15 protein-coding genes are annotated in these 21677 nt (G+C 44.7%); 5 read left to right on the top strand and 10 right to left on the bottom strand.

Annotated features, from left to right (window positions below):
* Positions 1-75 precede the first annotated feature (75 nt).
* Genes EJA10_RS18075 through EJA10_RS18085 form a run of 3 tightly spaced genes read left to right on the top strand, consistent with a single transcriptional unit; the run spans position 76 to position 3833 of the window.
* On the top strand, positions 76-1581 hold the full coding sequence (locus EJA10_RS18075; RefSeq protein WP_125481430.1) for a spore germination protein: 1506 nt from the start codon (positions 76-78) through the stop codon (positions 1579-1581).
* Between the two features lie 16 nt (positions 1582-1597).
* A complete protein-coding gene (locus EJA10_RS18080) occupies positions 1598-2725 on the top strand; it encodes a GerAB/ArcD/ProY family transporter (protein ID WP_125481431.1) in 1128 nt (375 codons plus the stop codon).
* A complete protein-coding gene (locus tag EJA10_RS18085) occupies positions 2706-3833 on the top strand; it encodes a Ger(x)C family spore germination protein (RefSeq protein WP_125481432.1) in 1128 nt (375 codons plus the stop codon). Before EJA10_RS18080 ends, EJA10_RS18085 begins: the two co-directional genes overlap by 20 nt.
* An 83-nt stretch (positions 3834-3916) precedes the next feature.
* Here EJA10_RS18085 and EJA10_RS18090 read toward each other — a convergent pair whose 3' ends face one another.
* The 9 genes from EJA10_RS18090 to EJA10_RS18130 form a co-directional block, all read right to left on the bottom strand.
* Complete coding sequence (locus EJA10_RS18090; RefSeq protein WP_125481433.1) at positions 3917-4471, bottom strand: DUF4256 domain-containing protein; 555 nt, start codon at positions 4469-4471, stop codon at positions 3917-3919.
* Between the two features lie 202 nt (positions 4472-4673).
* On the bottom strand, positions 4674-7625 hold the full coding sequence (locus EJA10_RS18095; protein WP_170169183.1) for an Ig-like domain-containing protein: 2952 nt from the start codon (positions 7623-7625) through the stop codon (positions 4674-4676).
* A 389-nt stretch (positions 7626-8014) separates the two neighbouring features.
* A complete protein-coding gene (locus EJA10_RS18100; protein WP_125481435.1) occupies positions 8015-9196 on the bottom strand; it encodes a PDZ domain-containing protein in 1182 nt (393 codons plus the stop codon).
* A 416-nt stretch (positions 9197-9612) separates the two neighbouring features.
* Positions 9613-11061, bottom strand: coding sequence for a S41 family peptidase (locus EJA10_RS18105; RefSeq protein WP_125481436.1), 1449 nt, complete (start codon positions 11059-11061; stop codon positions 9613-9615).
* A gap of 204 nt (positions 11062-11265) precedes the next feature.
* Positions 11266-12615, bottom strand: coding sequence for a murein hydrolase activator EnvC family protein (locus EJA10_RS18110; RefSeq protein ID WP_125481437.1), 1350 nt, complete (start codon positions 12613-12615; stop codon positions 11266-11268).
* Positions 12616-12730: 115 nt separating this feature from the next.
* Positions 12731-13624 (bottom strand): permease-like cell division protein FtsX, encoded by an 894-nt coding sequence (gene ftsX, locus EJA10_RS18115; RefSeq protein ID WP_125481438.1) that lies wholly within the window; start codon positions 13622-13624, stop codon positions 12731-12733.
* The gene (gene ftsE / locus EJA10_RS18120) at positions 13614-14300 is read right to left on the bottom strand and encodes a cell division ATP-binding protein FtsE (protein ID WP_125481439.1); all 687 of its coding nucleotides are present in this window, start codon (positions 14298-14300) and stop codon (positions 13614-13616) included. The genes ftsX and ftsE overlap by 11 nt, the downstream gene beginning before the upstream one ends.
* A gap of 499 nt (positions 14301-14799) precedes the next feature.
* The gene (gene cccB, locus EJA10_RS18125) at positions 14800-15114 is read right to left on the bottom strand and encodes a cytochrome c551 (RefSeq protein ID WP_125481440.1); all 315 of its coding nucleotides are present in this window, start codon (positions 15112-15114) and stop codon (positions 14800-14802) included.
* 50 nt (positions 15115-15164) lie between these two features.
* Positions 15165-16028 carry a YitT family protein gene (locus tag EJA10_RS18130; protein ID WP_125481441.1) on the bottom strand — a complete coding sequence of 288 codons (864 nt, stop codon included), beginning with the start codon at positions 16026-16028 and terminating at the stop codon, positions 15165-15167.
* 336 nt (positions 16029-16364) lie between these two features.
* On the opposite strand from EJA10_RS18130, the gene EJA10_RS18135 reads away from it, so the two are divergent.
* Entirely contained in the window at positions 16365-18926 is a 2562-nt protein-coding gene (locus EJA10_RS18135; protein WP_125481442.1) for a CoA-disulfide reductase, read from the top strand.
* 400 nt (positions 18927-19326) lie between these two features.
* Positions 19327-20283 (top strand): nuclease-related domain-containing protein, encoded by a 957-nt coding sequence (locus tag EJA10_RS18140; protein WP_170169184.1) that lies wholly within the window; start codon positions 19327-19329, stop codon positions 20281-20283.
* 228 nt (positions 20284-20511) lie between these two features.
* Here the strand turns inward: EJA10_RS18140 and prfB are convergent.
* Positions 20512-21622, bottom strand: a protein-coding gene (gene prfB, locus EJA10_RS18145; protein ID WP_125481444.1) for a peptide chain release factor 2 whose coding sequence is annotated in 2 segments (ribosomal slippage) — positions 20512-21549 and positions 21551-21622 — 1110 coding nt in all. Because the reading frame shifts where the segments join, the coding sequence is not laid out codon by codon here.
* Positions 21623-21677 lie beyond the last annotated feature (55 nt).

Raw genomic sequence — 21677 nt, forward strand, 5'->3', positions numbered from 1 at the left:
AAACTACCAACAGTATAATTTTTCCCTTTGATGCAAAACCTCTTAATTAGAAGATTGCATCGGAGGGATTTTTTTATGTTCTTCAAGAAAAAGAAAGCCGACATCCTGAACAGCATGAATAAAAAAAATCTCGACGACATGGAATTAATCCCTGTTAAGAAAGAAGATTTCATCCAAAGAATGAAGGACCTCCTTCATCACAGTGCCGACTTACATATTAAAGAACTGCAAAATGGCCTTACACTGGTGTATGTCGATACGATTACAGACAATAAAATGATCAATGAGGATGTGCTTGCACGCCTTGAAGATGCACAGCCGACACCTGATGACGCCCTTAAAAGAATCAACGTAGGCAGCTCTGGCAAACTGAAATATGTAGAAGAGATTATTGACAAAATTTTAAAAGGCTCCGTCATCATTCATTCAGACGGATATCCGATTATTGTCGAGGCAGCTGTCGGTACCCAGGAAAACCGCTCACTCACCAGGCCGGAAAATGAATCCCAGGTGCTTGGGCCACAGCTCGCATTCAACGAAAGTCTTGCGACAAATATCTCTTTAATCAGAAGATATCTAACAAACCCTAACCTTTGCAATGAAAGTTTCACATTAGGAAAACAGACAAACTCAGGAATTTCCCTTCTTTATTTAAAAGATATAGCAGATGAAGAAATGGTTGAAAGAATGCGGAAACGGATCCAGAAAATTGATGTAGACAGCATTCTCGACAGCTCCACGCTCGTCCAATTGGTAGAGGATAATTCCTTGGCGATTTTTCCACAACTGCTAATGACGGAGCGGCCGGACCGGGCATGTGCATGGCTGCTGAACGGGAAGGTGGCCGTCCTTGTTGATGGCAGCGTTCAAGTGATCGGAGCTCCGCTTAGTTTTTTCGAATTTTTCCAAAGCATGGAGGACGAAAGTGTCAGATGGCAGATTGCTACCTTCCTACGGTTGCTGAGGATTTTCTCGATGATTGTGTCCATCTTTTTCACAGCCATTTATGTCGCGGCTCTCACCTTCCATTATGAAATCATCCCGCAGACACTGCTGATTCCCCTGGGAGAATCAAGATCACTGGTACCATTCCCTCCCATTTTTGAAGCATTGCTGCTGGAAATCATGATTGAACTTCTGAGGGAAGCAGGCGCACGCTTGCCAACCAAGGTGGGCCAGACGATGGGTATCGTAGGCGGTATTGTCGTCGGGACTGCTGCGGTTGATGCCGGGTTTACGAGCAATATCCTGATCATCATCATCGCGGTCAGCGCGCTGGCCTCGTTCACGACACCTAATTATATGATGGGCAATGTCATCCGGATCCTGCGTTTTCCGCTGATCCTTTTAGCAGGTTTCTGGGGATTTTACGGACTGATGATTGGCTTCTGTTTCCTTCTGATCCACCTGATCAAGCAAGAAAGCCTGGGAACCCCTTTCCTGGCTCCATTTTATCCGCCGCGTTTTTCCGATTGGCCTGACAGCATCATCCGGTTTCCGTTAGCATGGACCAATAAAAGACCGCATTTAACCAGGCCCAGGGACAGAATTAAATTTCAGACTCGCAAATCTAAAGAATAAAAATGTGGTGTTATGAATGAAAGTTCTCATCGAGCCAAAACCCCAGCATATGGTCAATACGTTCCTGCTCGTCTTCGTGGTGCATTCCATGCAGCTCGGTGTAGGAATCCAAGGATTTCAGCGGATCATTTTCCTTGAAGCAAAGCATGATGCCTGGATTTCCGTTCTAATCAGCGGCGTTGCAACCGCCGTTGTGGGGTTTGTGATGGTGAAAACTCTGTTCGCCTATGAAAGCTCAGACATATATGGAATTCAGTATGATTTACTTGGAAAATGGCTCGGGAACGCGCTGAACGTCATCTTTGTCCTCTATTGCCTCGGCGCCTTCCATGTGATTGTCCGAAATTACATCGAGGTCATCCAGGCATGGATTTTTCCGGAAGTCCCAAACTGGCTGCTCGCCCTGACGCTCGTCTATCTCGTTTATTACGCTTTAAACGGCGGACTGCGGACAGTAGTCGGGGTCAGTTTTTTCAGTGTCGTCTTATCCCTATGGCTGACCCTTTTGCTCGCCTACCCCTTCCAGTTCGCCAAATGGGATTATCTCTTTCCGATGTTCGAAGCAAATATCCCTGAATTGCTTAAGGGTGCCAAACAAATGACCTTCACTGTCATTGGCTTTGAAATTATTTATACAATATTCCCTTATTTGAGAGAAAAAGACCGTGTACACCGGCATATGCAATTCGGATTGTTATTCACGACCATCCTTTACCTTGCGCTTATGGTCGTGTCCCTTGCCTATTTCAGCGGCGGCCAGCTGGAACGGACCATCTGGGGAACCCTGTCACTCTTCAAGATTGTCCGCTTCCCTTTTATCGAAAGATTCGAGTATGTCGCGATCACCTTTTGGGTGATTTTGATTCTGCCGAACCTGATGCTCTATATGTGGTCCGCTTCTCGCGGAATTGCAAGGATTTTAAATAAAAAAGAGAAAAAAGTAAGCTGGCTTCTTTTAGGTTTCATCTACCTTACTTTGATCTTTCCATTAAACAGGCTCGAAATCAACATGATGAATGATTACTTTGCCAGAGGAGCTTTTTATCTCATTTTTGGTTACCCTTTTGTCCTCTATGCCGCTGTCTTGATTAAGAAGAAATTTTTTAAAAAAGAGGGTGAGGCAAATGCGAAAAACAGCGACTAAGCTGATGGCCTTGTCGCTTGCAGTCTTCCTGATAACGGGGTGCGCTGAACCTAAAACACTTGAGCGCATGGGGCTTATTACCACCGTGGGCTATGATGTCACAGAGGATGGGAAAATTTCAACGACCATTATACTTTTGCAAATTGACCCGGAGGCTCCCCAGGATTTCGTTGTCCTGACAACGAAAGCAGCGACGAGTAAAGGAGCACGAATCAAGACCGATTTAAAGAGCCCGAAAAAACTGCAATCCGGTCAGCTGCGCGTAGCTCTCTTCAGTGAAGAAGTCGTCAAACTCGGACTGATTAACCTTGCCGATACACTCGCACGGGATCCGTCTATCAGCGACCTAACCTACCTCGCTGTAGTAGAAGGAAGCACGAAGGAACTTCTGCATGCAAAAAACGCTAAGTTCTCAAATATCAGCCAGCTGATTTACAAGCAGCTTGATCAGAATATTAAAGGCGAAACGATTCCCTCTTCAACGCTCCAAGAAACAATGCATGACTATTACTCTGATGGAGTCGACCCGGTCTTGCCAATAATCAAAGGGGCAGATGGCGAAATTGAAATCATTGGTGTGGCGCTGATTAAAAGGGATAAAATGGTGGGGAAAATCAATGCACAGGAAGCATTTTATCTCAAGCTGATCAATGACCGCTACAAAGCCGGGTCAATTGAATTGATGATTAGTCCTGAGGGATTTAAATTCACATCGAATTCCTCTGGCCCTGATGATTTGGCTGTTGTTCTCGACACCATCAGCAGCCGAAGCGACATCAATCTGATCAGCAAAGACAACCTGGATTTCGAGATGAAAATCCAGCTCAAAACGCGATTACTTGAAATCAATCAAGCTCTCGACCTGAAAAACCCGAAAAACGTGAAGATGCTGGAAAAAAAGCTCGGTGAAAAAATGAAATCGGATATTGAAGGTCTGATCGCAAAAGCCCAGGCAGTCGAATCCGACCCATTCGGCCTCGGTGAGATCTACCGAAAAAGCGTCAGGCATGCCGATTTGACAAGCGATAAATGGCATAAAATGTACGCCGAGAGCAAAGTCAATGTGAAGGTGGAGTTCGAGATTTTGAGGACCGGGGTTGTTGAGTAAAAGCCTCACAAAAAGCGGAAGACGCCAGGTCTCCCGCTTTTTTGCAGTTTTTAGCTGTTCAACAATTGTACCTCGTACATAACTCAGACCCTTAGCGAGCCGCGGAAGCCTCTTGCACCATAATAGGAATCGGCTCCATTATGGTACACAAAGACGGTGTCATAGCGGCGGTCACAAAAGAGCGCCCCGCCAAGTTTTCTGATGTTATCAGGAGTCTGCACCCAGCTGGACGTTTTCAGATCGAAACTTCCCAGATTTTGCAGCTTCCGATACTGTTCTTCCGTTAAAATTTCAATGCCCATTGCAGCTGCCAGATCCATCGCGCTATTTTCCGGCTTATGCTTTTTCCTGGCCTCCAGCGCTTCCCGGTCATAGCAAACACTTCTGCGGCCCTTCGGACTTTCCGCTGAGCAATCAAAAAATATGTATTCGCCCGTCTGTTCGTCAAAGCCGACCACATCCGGTTCCCCGCCCGATTCTTCCATTTCATGAAGCGACCACAGTTTTTCAAGATTAGCTTCAAGCTTAGTCTGGATTTCGGGCCATTCCAGACCTTCGTGCCGGTTCATGTTTTTCTCGAAACGGGCTTTCAAGGTTGCTAGAAGTTCTTCACGTTGTTCTGGTGATAAGTCTTTCATTTTGGATTCCCCCTTGTTTAGTATTCTCTTATATTATGATCATAAATAACATACTTTTTATCATGGAAGTTGTCTTTGTTATTCAAAAAAGACCTTCGAGAATGAAAATCTTGAAGGTCTTTTGGATTACCTAGTAAAATAGTATTTATTTAACCCTTCTGCGCCTCAATTTACTGAAAATCCATTCCTCACCGAAACTATTTTATTTCACAGTAACGGTTCTCACTTTGCTGGTATTACCAGCTTGATCCCTCGCTGTGATATAGAGTTTTGTGCCACGTTTCTGTTTTTTAATTTTCACAGTGAAGTTTCCTTTAGAGTTTGCTTTTACTGTTCCGATGACAGTAGACCCCTTTTTCATGGTGATGTAGGAATAGGCTTCTGCTTTTCCTTTTACACTGGTGTGATAGGAATAAACTGCATTCACAGTAGGAATCGCTGGAGCAATTTTGTCCAGTACGGTCGTTTTTCTAACGCTGCTAACATTCCCCGCTTTATCAGTAGCTGTGATCGAAAGCACGGTCCCCGCCTTCTGCTTGGAAATTACGGCTGAATATTTTCCATCTGCCTTGACTGTAACTGTTGCAATAACCGTCGTGCCTTTCTTTACTTTAATCACAGCATTTTTTTCAGCAGTACCTGTAACGATTGTAGAGTTATTACCAATAGAATTAACCATTGGTGCTGCTGGTGGGGTTTTATCGACGACAGTCACCTTCGTTGCTGCACTTACATTTAACGCTTTATCAGTTGCCGTCACCAGTAAAATGCTACCTGCTGGCTGCTTGGAGATAAGCACTATATAGGTGCCATCTGATTTAACTGTTGACGTGCCAATCACTGAAGAGCCTTTCCACACCTTTATGGTTGCACCCTTCTCTCCATAACCGGTGACACTGGTCATATTGTCTCCCACTGTATTCACCTTAGGAGCCGGAGGTGGTGTTTTGTCTATGACAGTCACCAATTGAGGCAAGCTGAGGTTGCCGTAATCATCCGTTGAAGTTACCTGAAGTATGGTGCCTGCTGGCTGTGCTGCAATCATTTTAACCGAGAATACCCCATCAGTTCCCGTTATAGCACTTCCTACCAACGCACCGCCTTTTAACACCTTGATGGCCGTACCGGCCTTAGCTGTCCCCGATACGCTTGTCGCATTATCAGTCACCTGGCTGACAAGTGGTGTCATTGGCGGAAGATTGATATATACATTATGTTTAATACTTTTTTTGTTTCCTGAGGAATCAACTGCATCCACCTTCAATGTGTACTCTCCACCCGATATTCCTCTTGTATTCCAATTAAAGTGGAAGTTGCCACCCTGATTCGTCACATTTTCAAGAGTTTTCCACTCGAGAGGATCTGAACCCATTCCATATGATATAGTATAATTCTCTACTTTATAATCGCTTATCCTTCCGTATACCGAAACATCCCCGTAAAGAGAGTCATGATTGGCAGGAGACTCAATAATCACCTCAGGAGACGTAGTATCCACAACGGTTATTGATCTGTTAACAGTCGAGCCAATCCAACCATGTTCGCGATGAAAGATTCCCAGCTTAATTGGGATTGTCCCTAACGTTAGTGGTCCTTTTAGCTCCACCTCAAACCATCCACTCTCTCCTGCCTTCAAATCTTTTGGAGCTCCTAGCAGCTCATAATCTGAAATTCCCTCGACTCGGACCTCATACCCCTTTTCTGCGGTCCAATCATCAAATCCTGTATTTTCAACAATTAGTTTAACATTTGGGTTTCTAGTCACCTCAAGGGGATAAGACGGTATAGAAAACCCATGAATCCGTGAATCCCTTAGTGGTCTTGGTTCAGCTTCAATACTTGCAGCTTCTGATTTATTACCATTAGCATCGACAGCTCTTACCGAAATTTTAAATGGTCCGCCATACAACAGGTCTTCCTCTTTGATTTTCATTTCAGTAAGTGAAGTACTACGAGTAAGGAACCGATTCCCATTATGAGAATCTATAGTTACCTGATAGCTGCTGATGCCAGAGCGGTCATCAACAGCCGCATCCCAGCTAATCGTAAAATCACTTGCCAGTTCCTTTACCTGAAGGTTAGCAGGAACGGATGGAGGTGTCCCATCAGGAATTCCGACTCCAACCTCATTTGATATCATAGTTCCATTGTCATTATAGGCCTGTATCTTAAAATAGTAGATAAAGGGATTTCTATCTGTTCCACCCGCGTTGGAATAAACAGCAGCAGGCTTATCAGAAAAATCTCCACCACTTCCATCGAGTCGCAGTTTATGTTCTCCTTGGCGGATCTGCTCTTCTGTCGGCCAGATTTGCTTGCCAAGCGATGTCCAGGTTTTCTGATTCCCTACATCAATCTCTTCATAATCTCTACCATTAAAAATTAATACTTTATATCCTTTGGCTCCTGAAACTGAATACCAACGCAAATCGATGCGCCCCTTCCCACTATTCTCGCCAAAATTGTATCCCATCCCAGTAGGGGTTATTAAATCAGGATTATTATATGTAATTTGAAGAACGGGAATATAGCTAATCGTTGGATCTATCTTAACGAAGGAGCGTAAAGTTCCATGAACTCTTTCATCATTCGCTTTTAATGCAATCCCATGAGATTCTGCAGGGTTTTTGTACCACTCTTGGACTAACTTCGTGATATCCCATACAAACCTTCTGCTGTCTACATATTTCATATCCGTTTCAACAGCGACAGGCTGTTCACTGATTTCAGGCTTAGTATCCCATGTAACAGTAGATGCATCCCAGCTTTCCGTTATATTGTGTACAGCAAACGCTCCATCCTTATGGACCGGATCATAGTAACCTGGCTGTTTTGTGTTCCCATACTCAACCAGCTGCAGCTTAGCATCAACTATCAGTTTATTTTCGAGTTCGGGTAAACTGCTCCCAAAATTAAGGTATGTACGATAACTTCCTTGTTCATCAGAACCCACTTTCAATAGATTTTCATCCGAAAAATTAGTATCTGCTTCTACAGAAGAAATAAAAATCAAGGGACCATTTTTGCCATTCATGTCCTTCTGTTCGAATTTTCCTGAAGAATTTGTCTCGAAAACAGCAAGAGGAAATAAATCAATTGTCTCAGAAAAGTTGGTATTCCGGAATGTCCACGTATTTTCAGTTCGCTTATCCACAATTTCTGTAATCCTACTGAAATTGACCGCTTCCACAACTTTACTGGTATAAGGATAAAAACTGCCTAAAACCAAGGAAAATACAACAATAAGAAAAAAAATGCTGCGATATGCTCCCATTCATGTTCCCCAATCTATAAATATAGTTTTCACTGTGATTATCATACTTTGGAAATAGCTTTCCTGTAAATGAAATTTCTTAAGGCTATCTACCCATTCTTTTAAAAAACAAAAAGCGGGGAATCCCCCGCTTTTTTAGTCTTTACTAGAAGCTGACCTGAATATTTAATTGTCACAGCATTTGCAGTGAATAAAATTGTTCGATTAAATAAATTTGAAACTATTCCGCTAAATTAAGACACCTTTCAGGATGTTGATGAATAATCACACTAGACAACGGCACTGTCCCACTTCTTCTCATCCTGAACAAATAGGATACCCAATTCGTGATGATCGCCTTCGTACAGCGCTCTTTGGACGAAGCGGATTTGTCCGTTCGTATCTAGCACCTCGAGCTTGCAGTGTGCCCTGTTTCGTGACAGCGCTTCATAGAATGCCTTTTCATCGTGGACATTGGCACCGTTCACTTTTGTGACAAGCTCCCCCACCGCCAGGGCCATTTTATCCGCCGGCGATCCCGGGAGAATGCCAAGGATCATGACGCCATGGTTCTTTTTCGAAAAATAGAACGGGCCACTCTCTTCTTTCATTCTTTGCGCGAAAGTCAATGCTTCGCGGCCAATGATGGCGACGGCGACAGCCGCAATCGAGGCAATTGGGTACCAGTAACCAGTAGCAGCAATCATGGATATCAGGACACCGAGCCCAATCACGCGGCTGCCTTGCTGCTGGATTGCTTCCGTCGGCAGCATGCCCTGCACCTGCTGATGCATACCGATCGCGAACGGAACCAGAATCAGTGAATATGTATTATCTCCAAGTGTGAACACCGGCCACCAGTCGAACGGGAGCGTCAGGACATTGCCAGGGATCAGCATAAATGCCGGCACCAGCCAGACTCGCTTTACCTCATGGACACCAACCATCTGCCCACGCTTACTTTTAATGAGCTTAGGCGACGTCCCCTTTTTACCGTTTAGTAAAATGAGGATGCCCTCCGCAATTGTCAGTAAAGCTAATAAAATTGCGATGGAAGGATAGATTTTATCATCGATAGTTCCTAATAACGGAAGATCGATGTTTTGGTCTGAAAGGAAAATCAGTGCGAAAAATGCGGCACCTATCGTATACGCAGGTGCAAGCAGCCTAATTTGCGTTGTCAGACTCAGCAGCAATGTGAATGCCGCGATTAAAATAATTGCCGCGAACGGAATCGTGAGACCAGCAGCAACGGTAATGATTGAAATAATCAGCCCGATCAGCAATCCGATCGGAAACAGCTGACGAAGCTCAAAATAAGCATCCTTCGCCCTCACCGTGAAATTCTTCCGCTCCCGCTTCACGCGCGAAACTCCCAGGACCGCCGCCAAAAATATAGAATAATAGAACACAGGGTGAAGCAGAAGCCTGCCCGTCCCTTTTAGAAGTTCAATGAACCAATCCTGTGCCACCCCTATGTCACCAGCCTTTTTACGAGTTATGATAGTTAAGCTTATTCTATCAAATCTGGAGGTTAAAACCTATCAATAGTTGAGGAATATGGGTGGGATTTTTTTCTTGTTGAGTTGTTTTGGTGTGGATCGATGAGCGGTAGGCAATGAATTGCGTCAAATTGAGTTGGGGTTAGCATAATCTATGCGCCAAATACATCTGCAATCTGTCTTAAATACTGTGAAATGGCAACTGGAAAATTTATTCTCTTAATAGGACTCGGTAATTGCGTAATCATTTGTGTTAATTGCACGGTCTTTTCCGTTTTTTGCGTAAAAATCGGTTAGAATTGCACAAACAATGCCTGTAATTGCACCGTCATCCAAATCCAGAAAAAAAGTTACCCCTCATACCAAACTGAGGGGCAGCCTTTGATTTATTTCGCCAGCAGCCTCAAAGCAGTCTGCAGCTGGACGTCGTTCTCTTCCTGTTTCATCGCTTCTCTTGCTGCTTCTTCAAGGGCGGTGGCTGTTTTCGCGTCGATTACGCCCGTTGCATTCATCTCTCTTTTCCGTTGGAAGGCTTTCACTGCAATTTCGGTCATATCGCTGAAGTAGCCATCTGTCCGTCCTGGCTCGAAGCCGAGTCCGGTGAGGATTTCCTGCGCGTTCTTCACTTGCTCGCTGTTCATATCCCGCTGGAGCGGCTGTTCAGCTTGAATAGGATGGGTATTATAAAGAGCTGGCTGGCTTACCGCGACGGTTGGCTCAATTCCTTTGTTGTGAATCCAATTGCCGTCTGGTGTCAGCCATTTGTACAGCGTGAGCTTGATGTTGCTGCCATCTCCCATCGGCACCGGCTGCTGCACCGTTCCCTTGCCGAAGGTTTTCTCGCCGATGACCGGGTAACCGCCCGCTTCCTTCAATGCGCCTGCCAGGATCTCTGAAGCAGAAGCACTTCCTTTATCAATCAAAACGCCAATCGAATAGTCCTTCACTTTTTCGAGATTGGAAAAATAGCGCGTCTTGTCCCCGTTGCGCTCCTCGATTTGATAGAGCGGCTTTTCTTTAGAGATCAATTCGCGCAAAATCTCTTCGACGCTTGAGAGTAGCCCGCCTGGATTTCCACGGACATCAATCAAGAGCGCATCCATGCCATCTTTTTCAAGGGCTTTAAGCTCCTTGTTGAATTCCTTGGACGTATCTGTCGAGAATGATGTGATTTCCAGATACCCGATCTTTTCCCCGTTCACCTTTTTCATGTCTGCATGAACAGTAATCTGAGGGATTTCATCGCGAATCACTTTTACCTGCAAAGGCTCCTTCAAGCCTTTGCGCCCAATCTCCAGGACTACAGGGGTACCTTTTTTGCCGCGAATCTTCAAGGTAGCCTCGTATAAATCAAGGCCTTCGATGCTTTCGCCATCCACCTTCAAAATCTGGTCATTCGGCTTCAGACCCGCTTTTTCGGCCGGAGAATTTTTAAAAGGTGACACAATCACGATCTTCCCATCGACCGAGCTGACTTCTGCCCCGATGCCTTCAAAGGAAGATTCGAGCGTCTCATTGAACTGTTTTGCCGTATCCTTGTCCATATAGACGGAATAAGGATCCTCCAGAGTGGCCAGCATCCCCTGAATCGCACCTTCAATCAGCTTCTCTTCCTCAACCTTTTCCACATAACTGTTAAAAATCAAGCTGTAAGCCTGCTCGACCTTATCAAGGCTGGACGGATTGCCGGACTCCGCATTCGAAATCTGCTCTGGCACAATCTGCCGTTCCAAAACCCCAGCCTTGCTTTCATACCATTGCATACCGGCGTATGTACTCCCTGCACCTGTCAGCAGCGAGCCCGCCATTAAAAAGGCAATCCACTTCCGTTCCATTGCCGTACTCCCCCTCGTTTACCGCATCAACTGCTCCTCTGCCGTAAAAATTTCTATGATTCCCATTATATGACGAAGAGGGACAGGGTATGAAGGATTAATTTTTAGCACTCTCTTTAGTTGGTTTTATTTTACAAGTTTCTAAGACTCATATCGGGGAAAATAAAAAAGGAAGAGACCTATGTCTCTTCCCGAAAAATTTTATTAGAAGTACGGCATTGGATTGATGGCATTCGATTTTGAAGCATTCCAAGAGCCTTTATGCAATTCAAAGTGCAAGTGCTGGCCATATGATTGGCCGGTGTTACCCATTGTACCGATACGCTGGCCGCGTGATACAACTTGTCCACTGCTTACAGAACGATCGCTCATATGCGCATAGACTGTCGTATATGTTTGGCCGTTAATAGAGTGAGCGACGAAAATCGCATTTCCATAGCTTGAAGAGTAGTAAGATCGGATAACGACTCCATCAGCAGCAGCCACGATTGGCACATTCGCTCCACTGTTAGCAATATCAATTCCTGCGTGGAAAGTTCCCCAACGCTGGCCAATTCCTGAGGTTAAGCGTCCATTTGCTGGCATTTGAAGCATGCCGCCTGCATCGGATGGCGCTGCACTTGGAGCTGGTGCTGGTGCAGGTGCTGGTGCAGAAGATGAGCTTCCGTTGCCACTCTTTTTGGCTGCAGCAGCCGCTGCAGCTGCCGCGGCTGCTTGTCTTTGTCTCTCAAGTTCTGCCTGACGAGCTCTTTCCGCAGCGATTTCCGCTTGACGTTTCTTCTCTAGCTGAATCGCCTGGGCCATCGCAGCTTCTTGCGCAGCAAGGAGTTCTGCAGTCTCTTCCAATTCCAACTTTTCACCATGCATCTGTTCTTCTTCATGCTTTAAAGTCTTCATTAATTTATTCTTTTCTTGAATCTGTGCATTCAGACTTACCTTCAAAGACTCTAATTCTTTCTTCATTTGTTGAAGGTTATTAAGCTTAGTTTCTACCTGGTTACGTTTCAGTTCAAGCTCTTCTTTATCTTTTCTGTGCTGCTCAAGGATATCTTTGTCTGCCTGAACAATGGTCGTTACTGCGTTTACACGGTCAACGAAGTCGCTGAAGCTCTGTGCTCCAAGCAGGACGTCCATATAGTTTACTGTTCCCCCATTTTCCTGGAAGGAACGAGCTTTGTTCTTAAGCAGTTCATTACGTTTTTCAATACGTTGTTCCAACACAGCGATTTCCGCTTTTAATTGCTCAATCTCTTTATTGGTCTGGTCAATTTCAGCGTTTTTAGCACTGATTTTCTTTTCTGTATCAGAAACTGCGAAATCAAGCTTCTTAATTTGATCACCTATTTTTTGCTGCTCACCCTGAAGCTCACCGATTTTATCGTCTTTTTGGTTAATTTCAGCATTGATGCCTGAACGCTTATTCTTCAATTCATTCTGCTGCTTCTGCATTTCAGAAATGCTCGTTGCATTTGCTGTTTCCATTGATAATGGGCTTAATAAGGAACCCAGGCTTAAAGTACTGACTACTGCTAGTGAGAGTATCTGTTTTTTCACTAGAACTATACCCCTCTCATACTTATGATAGTTTCGTAACTTTGTCTTTCTATCTATCGTCTAATGGCTATGTAGTGTTTAGAGGTAATTTCCGGAATATTCCGGAAATGCCCTCTTACACTTTTAAGAATTTACGGACGGACATGAGACTTCCCCAGATTCCAATTGCTGCTCCCATAATGATCAGGATCGCAGACAGCTGGTAAACAAACGGGTTGAATTCAAGCAATTTTATAAAGTGGTCTTTTAATTTAGCATTCAGGAAGTCATACGCGTAAAAGTACGCTGCTGACACAACTGCGATTGGCACTACTGCACCCAGGATTCCCAGCCATAGTCCTTCAAGGAAGAACGGCCATCTGATAAATCCATTTGTGGCACCCACGAGCCTCATGATTTCAATCTCTCGTTTACGCGCCATGATTGTAATTTTAATCGTGTTGGAAATCAGGAACATCGCTGTAAAAAGAAGCCCGATGATCAGGACGAGCCCGACGTTACGGCTGATTTTTATAAAATTGAATAGTTGTTCGACCTTGCCCTGCCCGTACTTAACAGTTGCGACATAATTTAGCTTCTCAATCTGTTGGGCAACTTTCATTGTATCAGTAGGATTTTTCGTCTTTACGACGTAGACATCGTTCAAAGGATTATCTTGTTCGAACAGCTGGAAAGCTTCTCCTTCTTCTCCAAGGCTCTCGATGAGATTCTCAAGCTCTTTTTCCTTTGGAGAGTAAGTTACACTTTTAATCCCGGAAACCCGGTTAATCTGTTGCTGCAATACCTCTTTATCTTTGTCATTCGCTGCTACATCCACATGGACTCGGATTTCTACATCTTCCTCTATTGTGGTTGCGACTTTATTTAAATTCATCATAATGACGAAAAAGACACCGACCAAAAGCAAGGTAACTGTTACGGCACTCACGGACGCGAAGGTCATCCAGCCGTTTCGGCCCAAGCTTTTAAAGCTCTCACGAACGTGGCGGCGGAATGTTCTAGCTTTCATATCCGTATTCACCTTTCATTTCGTCACGGGCAATCCTGCCATTTTCAATCGCGATGACGCGATGCTTGATTGTGTTGACGATTTCTTTGTTGTGGGTTGCCATGACAATCGTGGTTCCACGCATATTGATTTCTTCGAAGATATTCATGATTTCCCATGAGGTATCTGGATCAAGGTTTCCTGTCGGCTCATCGGCAATCACCACTTTTGGTGCGTTCACAATTGAACGTGCGATAGCAACACGCTGCTGCTCCCCGCCCGATAGCTCAGTAGGAAGAGCTCTTGCTTTATGCTTCAGGCCAACAAGCTCAAGTGTTTCCATGACGCGTTTCTTGATATATTGCGGAGACTCTTCAATAACTTCCATTGCAAATGCGACATTTTCATAGACTGATAGAGTATTAAGCAATTTGAAGTCCTGGAACACGACGCCGATATTTCGGCGCAGCAATGGAACTTTGCTGTTCTTCAACTTGGCAAGATCGACACCATTTATAATGATGGAACCTTTCGAAGGCTTTACTTCACGGTACATCATTTTGATGAAAGTAGATTTTCCAGCACCGCTGGGTCCTACTACGTATAAAAATTCACCTGCATCTATATGAACATTAATCCCGCTCGCGGCAACGATGCCATTCGGGTAAGTTTTGTAAACATCTTGCATATCTATCATTTAAAAATCACCTTAGATGGTTTGTCTTAAAACACGCGGCTAAACTTCGACAATTTGTAACAAACCTATTATAGCATCTCCCTCTATCAAAATAACCCTTTTATTTATTACAGTTTCTTTTCAAATTAGTAGTTTTTATCCATTTACTTCCTTAGATACTAATAACAACAAGTCTTTTTACCAATTTTTGCACTAGCAAGCAGGCTAGTTACCGCCTCCTGTCTGGGTTTATTGGTATTTTTGAATTCAGTAAATCTTCAGTATTATTTCACTGGTGTTACGTTCGTTTGACAAAAAATGTATGGCTACTTTGTGAAGCTTGCTGAATTGCTAAATAATTTGGCGATTTTGCAAAAATGCATAAAGACAGCAATTTACCTATATTGGTATTGGAAATTTGTTATACAAAGTTCAGTTTCTTGAGTAACAGCAACAGCATCGCAAACCCACAAGGCAAACAAAAAACGTCCTGAAAAATCAGGACGTTTCCTTTTCAACCTTATTTCTTGTTTGCCAGCCATTCAGCTACTGCAGAAGCATCGTCGCCTTCAAGCAGTTTTGGAGGCATGGAGCCCTGGCCGTTTGCAATGATGCTCTCAATGTCTTCCTGAGATAAACGTGCACCTGCGTCACTTAGCTTAGGTCCTACGCCGCCTTCAAGATTGCCGCCATGGCAGCTGGAGCATTTTTGGTTATAAAGCTTTTCTGGATCCGCACCAGCTGTGTCTCCGCCGCCTGCTTCGTCGCCGCCGCCGCCGCAAGCTGCCAGTGCTAAGGAGGTTCCCATTAATAGAGCTAATAATTTCTTCTTCAACTTAACTCCCCCTAAGAAAATTTTGCATACACGACTATTTTATACCAATTCTATGCCCGTTTAAAACCCTCGCCCAATACCTCTGAAGCATCCATAACAATGACAAACGCAGCAGGATCAATGGATTGAACCAATTGTTTCAATTTTGTGAACTCCGTCTGATCCACGACGCACATGATAATTGGTCGTTCTTGGTCGGTATAGCCGCCGTATGCTGATAGTTTTGTCACTCCACGGTCAATTTTATTCAAGATCGCTTCACGAACTTCTTCCTGGCGGTTGGTGATGACCATCGCCATCTTCGAGCGCCCGATGCCGACCTGCACAAGATCAATTGTCTTACTAGTAACATAAAGGCCGATCAATGCATAAAGGCCGCGCTCAATATCAAATACAATCGCAGCGGACAATACAATCAAACCGTCAATTAACGCCACGCAAGTCCCAAGTGAAAGCCCGGTAAACTTATGGATGATTTGCGCTGCCAAGTCGGTACCGCCAGTTGACGCATTTCCTCTGAAAACAATTCCAAGGCCAAGACCGACACCAATCCCGCCGAACAGCGAGCCTAACAAAGGATCGAGGGTCCATGGCTTAACATCATTCGTTAAAAAAACAACGAACGGCAGGAAGATGGTCCCTGCAAGAGTTTTATACCCATATTGGCGCCCAAGTAAAACAACCCCTGCGATAAACAACGGGATGTTGAATGCCCACTGGACATACGCCGGCTCCCAGCCAATCGTCGCATCCAGAATCGTACTGATCCCGCTCACCCCGCCGGATGCCACTCGGTTCGGCAGCAAGAACACATTGAACGAGATTGCCACAATCGCTGAACCAATCAGTACATATACATATTCAAAAAGCTTTTCTACAGTTGGATTCGATGTATGATTACGCCTTTTTTTCAAAGTCCTATCCCCTTTTTACATTAATGCCGTCAGTGAGTATAGCACGTGTCGAATTTTCTGTAAACGCCAGCAGTGCGCCGTATTAAAGGGTGAAAGAATGAGCACGTTTTATAATAGAAGATACGCATTTGTCCGTTTTTTCAAGCTAGCTCGCATTTAGTTTGTGAAATTATGAACAATTTTTGACGTTTCACCAAATACCCTTACCCCTAGTCGTACTTTGTGATATATTTCACGTATAGAGAGGCTAATACATTTTAATTAGTCTTTCCTGTAGAAAAGATAATTACAAATTTTGTTTACGGATAGATATATCACAGAAAGAGGGTAATCATTATGACAAAAAAAGTTGTGATCGTAGGTGGAGTTGCTGGAGGAGCTACTACAGCGGCCCGTTTAAGAAGATTAGATGAAAAAACAGAAATCGTGATGATCGAACGTGGTGAATATATTTCTTTCGCAAACTGCGGACTTCCTTATTATATAGGCGGTGCGATCCAGGAGCGCGACGCCTTGCTTGTGCAGACAGTTGAAGGCATGTCAAAGAAATTCAACATGGACATCCGCAACCTGAGCGAAGTGACACGCATCGATCGTGAACGCAAAATCGTGGAAATCAAGAATTTAAAAACTGGTGAAACGTATGAGGAAAGCTACGATGTACTCGTTTTATCACCAGGAGCAAGCCCAATCAAGCCGCCAATTCCCGGTATTGATGATGCGGAAGCACTATTCACTCTTCGCAACATTCCTGATACGGATAAAATCAAAACGTACGTGGATGAGCAAAAACCGCAGAAGGCAACCGTCATCGGAGGCGGGTTTATCGGCGTCGAAATGGCAGAGAACCTCTGGGAGCGCGGTGTTGAAGTAACACTCGTTGAAATGGCAGACCAGATCATGGCGCCAATCGACTTTGAAATGGCTTCTATTTTACATCAGCACCTCCGTGAAAAAGGCGTGAATCTCGTTCTTGAAGACGGAGTAAAATCTTTCAATCACAAGGGCAAGTTGATCAACCTGAACAGCGGCATGCAGATTGAGACTGATTTGGTCATCCTTGCAATTGGTGTCGCTCCTGAAAACAAACTGGCGAAGGAAGCTGGCCTTGAGCTTGGCCTGCGCGGTGCCATCCGTGTTAACGAACGCCTGCAGACAGCTGACGAAAGCATCTACGCAATCGGTGACGCAATTGAAGTAAAAGACTACATCAACGGTCAGGCGACTCACATTCCGCTTGCATGGCCTGCTAACCGCCAGGGCCGCATCGTTGCTGACCATATCAACGGCATCGATTCCAAATACCAGGGCACGCTTGGCACATCTATCGCGAAGGTATTCGACATGACCGTTGCCGCAACAGGTAATAACGAGAAGACTTTGAAGCGTCTTGGCATCTCTTACGATGTCGTGCACGTTCACCCAAGCTCTCACGCAGGTTACTATCCTGGCGCCTTTCCGATCGCGCTAAAATTGATCTTTGACCGCGAGACAGGTAAAATCTTCGGTGCCCAGGCAGTATCTTACGATGGAGCCGACAAGCGCATCGACGTTCTGGCAACTGCCATCAAAGGCGGCATGACCATTTTCGATCTGCCAGACCTTGAGCTTGCATACGCGCCGCCATACTCTTCTGCAAAAGATCCAGTCAACATGGCTGGCTATGCAGCTAAGAACATTGCGGAAGGGCTTGTCGAAACCGTCCAATGGCATGAAGTCAACGACATCCTGGCAAACGGAGGTTATCTGATTGACGTCCGCGAACCGATCGAGCGCGACATGGGCATGATTGAGGGTTCTGTGAACATTCCATTAGGAGAGCTTCGCGACCGTCTTGACGAAATTCCAAAGAAAGAAGTATACGTATATTGCCAGGTCGGCCTGCGTGGCTATCTTGCATCCCGCATCCTGACTCAGGCAGGATTCAAGGTCTGCAACCTCGACGGCGGCTATAAGACCTACTCTTGCGTATATGAGCCAGATGCAAGCGAAAACTGCGGTACACCAATTAGCGACAATGGCGTTGCCCAACGTAATGCTGCGATGGAGGAGATTGCTGCGGGTGCAGCCCAGTCCAGCGTGGGGTTGGCTGTTGAGGCTGCTCCAGTTGCAGCACCTGTGGCTCCACCGACTGTAAAAACGACACTTGATGCCTGCGGTCTATCATGTCCCGGCCCGATCATGAAGGTGTATAAAACAATCGGTGACATGCAGGACGGCGAGGTGCTAGAAGTCCACGCAACAGATCCAGGCTTTGCGAAGGATATAAAGGCCTGGTGCGAGAAAACCGGCAACAAGCTTGTCAGCAACAAATTCGAAGATAAGAAGTTCAAAGCTCACATTATGAAAGGCAATGTGGTGGTGCCTGTGAATACGATGGCTGCACCAGTTGAGGTTCCAACTAGCATACCAGCTGCCGCATCGGCTAAAAACGGCGCGACGATGGTCGTATTCAGCGGCGACCTCGACAAGGCGATTGCAACCTTCATCATCGCATCCGGCGCGGCTGCAATGGGCAAAGAAGTAACATTATTCTTCACCTTCTGGGGATTGAACATCCTGAAACGCAACGACGCACCATCCACCGAAAAAGACATGATGGCAAAAATGTTCAGCATGATGATGCCAAAAGGCTCAAACGACCTGCCACTCTCTAAAATGAACATGGGCGGCATGGGTGCCAAGATGATCAAAACCGTCATGGCCAATAAAAACGTCGACAGCCTTGAAACCCTAATGAAAAATGCTATGGATGCGGGAGTCAAACTCTTAGCATGCGGCATGAGCATGGACATCATGGGCATTGCAAAAGAAGAACTCATCGACGGTGTCGAAATCGGCGGCGTAGCAGCCTACCTTGGCGACGCTGAGGATTCTGGATTGAATTTGTTTATCTAACTATTGTTTGTTCTTCTAACTATAGTGAAGCGGCCTTCCTGCTGGAAGGCTGCTTTTTTGTTACCTGTTTTTAGCGGTTGTGCGTCTGTTTTTGGGTCTGGGGTTGCTGAAAAAAAGGTAATTGGGGTTAAAACGATGTTTTTAGTTTGAAGTTAGCTTTTTTCAGCGGAACTTTTTCCTTTTTCAGGAAGAAGACGCAATTCTCGTCTATTTTCGTGCAATTAATCAAATGGATTACTTAATTAAGGAGACGTTTTGTGCAATTATTTAATATGTCTACGAAATTATCATCTTGTTTTAAGAGAATAATTTTTCCAGTTCACACTTCTATTCTTTTTAAAGAAGGATTTAACCGAATTATGTCGAATATCCTAGTCATTAACCTAAAGGAGTGAACATTTTGATTGTAAAACGAAGAACAATCCCACTAAGAATCCTCGTTAATGAAGCACTACTTCGCAGACTCCCTCCAAATCATCCAAAAAGGCAAGAAATTCTTAAAGATTTGCTTATTATAAGAGCTGGTTTTAAAGGAGAACAGGATATAGACTATTATCTCAGCCTTTTAGATGATAATGACTTCCACATTTTCCAAGACCTCCGCATACCACAGGGTTCAAAACACTTCCAAATTGATCTCCTTCTGTTATCAACCAAATTCATCCTATTGATTGAAAATAAGAATATGCCTGGAATCATTGAGTTTGACCCTGACTTCAAACAAGTTTTTCGAAGGTACAATGACACTACAGAAGTTTACGATTGTCCAATCGACCAGGTAAAAAGGCAAGTTTATCAATTCAGGAACTGGCTGAAGAAACACAACATCAACCCTCTTCCTTTAGAATTCCTCGTAACCTACAGCAATCACGGATCCATCCTACAAAATCCCAGCAAAAATCAAGAAGTCTTTGACAGAGTAAGCAAAGGTGGTAATTTGATTTTTAAAATAGGGGAGTTTCAAAACAGTCATCAAAAAGAAATTCTGACTTTAAAGGATATAAAGAAGTTAACAAAACTTCTGATTAAAAGCCACGAACCTGAAACAGCGAGTATCCGTAAGTACAATATCTCCCCTTCTGAAATCATTCCCGGCATTCTTTGTCCTGCCTGCGACCGATTCAGCATGGAAAGAATCTCACGGAAATGGTATTGCCTTCATTGTGGAACAAGCTCAACTAGTGCCCATGAGCAAGCAATTCTGGATTATTTTTTGTTAATAGGACGGACGATTACGAACATGCAATTACGAAAGTTCCTGCTCATGCCGTCCCGTACGATTGCAACATACTTGCTGGGGAATATGGACTTGAAACATACAGGTAGTACGAAAAATAGAGTGTATTCTAAAACTTGAAGAAGCCTCCTCTCCCTTTTTGGCCGAGGAGGTTTTCCTATATATAGGAGACTGTGCAATTATGGTGTATTTTCGTGCAATAAATCGGAGTGATTGTGCAATTACCTCAAATTTGTACGCAATTAACAAAGATGATTACGCAATTATAGTATTTTAGTAAGAGAATAATTTTTCCAGCCACGCAAAAAGCCCCCTGCCAACCACGGCGGGGGGTCTCCAAACTCATATTTACTCACCCAAACTCAATTTCGATCTCAAATAAGCGTCAATGAACATATCAATATCCCCATCCATTACGGCTTGCACATTGCCGGACTCGGCGCTGGTGCGGTGGTCTTTGACCATGGAGTATGGATGGAAGACGTAGGAGCGGATCTGGCTGCCCCACCCGATTTCTTTTTGCTCGCCGCGGATTTCGTCCAGCTCGGCTTGCTGCTGTTCGATTTCGCGCTGATAAAGCTTTGCTTTCAACATTTTCATCGATGTTTCACGGTTTTTAATCTGTGAACGTTCTGCCTGAGAAGAGACAACAACGCCAGTTGGTATGTGCGTAATACGGACAGCGGAGTCAGTGGTGTTGATATGCTGACCGCCGGCACCGCTCGCACGGTACGTATCAATTTTCAGGTCTTCCGTACGAATTTCAATTTCGATCTCGTTGTTAAATTCCGGCATCACTTCGCAGGATACAAACGACGTATGACGGCGGCCTGAAGAGTCAAATGGCGATATACGAACCAGACGGTGTACCCCTTTTTCCGCCTTCAAATAGCCGTAGGCATTGTGGCCTTTGATCGCCAGAGTGACACTCTTAATTCCCGCTTCGTCGCCTGGCAGGTAGTCCAGCGTTTCAACCTTGAAGCCGCGCTTTTCCGCCCAGCGCGTGTACATCCGCAGCAGCATCGAGCCCCAGTCCTGGGATTCCGTTCCGCCAGCGCCCGGATGCAATTCAAGGATCGCGTTATTTTTATCATATTCCTCGCTCAATAACAGCTGAAGCTCGAACTCGCTCATGCGCTCTTTGAATTCAACGAGCTCCTTCTCCAGTTCTTCACGAAGATCCGCGTCATTTTCCTCTTTGACAAGCTCGTACGTCAAATCAAGGTTTTCATACGTCTCATTCAGCTCGTTAAAAACATTGACCTGTTCCTTAAGCGCATTTGCTTCGTTGATAACAACCTGTGCCTTCTGCTGGTCATCCCAAAAGTCCGGCGCAAGCATGCCATCCTCTAGCTCCGCGATCCGCGCTTCCTTGTTTTCGAGGTCAAAGAGACCCCCTGAAGTCCGCTAATTTCTTAGCTGTTTTTTCAAGCTCATTCCTGATATCTGCCAATTCCATATCGTTCACCTCATAAAAAAGTTAATTCCATTATACCTCATTCTATGCCTCAAGG

Origin of the sequence: Mesobacillus subterraneus, assembly GCF_003937825.1 — a bacterium.
Taxonomy (GTDB): Bacteria; Bacillota; Bacilli; order Bacillales; family Cytobacillaceae; genus Mesobacillus; species Mesobacillus subterraneus.

Coding starts and splice junctions, on each gene's coding strand:
- EJA10_RS18075 (WP_125481430.1), top strand. CDS start 76: ATGTTCTTCAAGAAAAAGAAAGCCGACATCCTGAACAGCATGAATAAA.
- EJA10_RS18080 (WP_125481431.1), top strand. CDS start 1,598: ATGAAAGTTCTCATCGAGCCAAAACCCCAGCATATGGTCAATACGTTC.
- EJA10_RS18085 (WP_125481432.1), top strand. CDS start 2,706: ATGCGAAAAACAGCGACTAAGCTGATGGCCTTGTCGCTTGCAGTCTTC.
- EJA10_RS18090 (WP_125481433.1), bottom strand. CDS start 4,471: ATGAAAGACTTATCACCAGAACAACGTGAAGAACTTCTAGCAACCTTG.
- EJA10_RS18105 (WP_125481436.1), bottom strand. CDS start 11,061: ATGGAACGGAAGTGGATTGCCTTTTTAATGGCGGGCTCGCTGCTGACA.
- ftsX (WP_125481438.1), bottom strand. CDS start 13,624: ATGAAAGCTAGAACATTCCGCCGCCACGTTCGTGAGAGCTTTAAAAGC.
- ftsE (WP_125481439.1), bottom strand. CDS start 14,300: ATGATAGATATGCAAGATGTTTACAAAACTTACCCGAATGGCATCGTT.
- EJA10_RS18135 (WP_125481442.1), top strand. CDS start 16,365: ATGACAAAAAAAGTTGTGATCGTAGGTGGAGTTGCTGGAGGAGCTACT.